Source organism: Streptococcus suis (assembly GCF_002964045.1).
GTDB classification, from domain to species: Bacteria; Bacillota; Bacilli; order Lactobacillales; family Streptococcaceae; genus Streptococcus; species Streptococcus suis_U.
Map to the genome: position 1 here is coordinate 1 of NZ_POPB01000699.1, position 438 is coordinate 438.

1 protein-coding gene is annotated in these 438 nt (G+C 39.0%); it reads right to left on the reverse strand.

Features of this window, described 5'->3' with window-relative positions; genetic code table 11:
* Positions 1-421: carbohydrate-binding domain-containing protein (locus C1E99_RS14425; protein WP_153060300.1), on the reverse strand; the 421-nt coding region annotated here is incomplete at its 3' end.
* Positions 422-438: the final 17 nt, after the last annotated feature.

Genomic DNA, 438 nt, shown 5'->3' on the forward strand with positions numbered 1-438 from the left:
CTGTATTCGTCGTACCATCTTTGATTTCCAATTCAACATTATCAGCATTAATAACATTGATTGCTGCAGTTTCTGAACTTGAAATCTCAGCACCTGCTAGAATGATGCGAACATTGGCATCTGTTTCAACCGTTACACCAGCTGTTGTTGAACCAGTCAAAATATAGGTTCCTCCCTCAGTAATTTTCAAGCCATCATTTGAAAGCGTCACTTCTGTCGTTGGAAGGGCTGACCAGTCAATAGATGACGAGCTCGAATCTGATGAAGTGCTATTATTTGAAGTTGTCGCTACACTTGTCTGACTAGTTGCTGCTGAGCTTGAAGTCGTCGTTGAACTTGAAGTAGATGAACATGCTGCTAAGACACCAAGACTCATAAGAGTAACACCAGAGTAAAGTAATTTTTTAAGATTTGTTTTCATAATAAAGATTCCTTTTC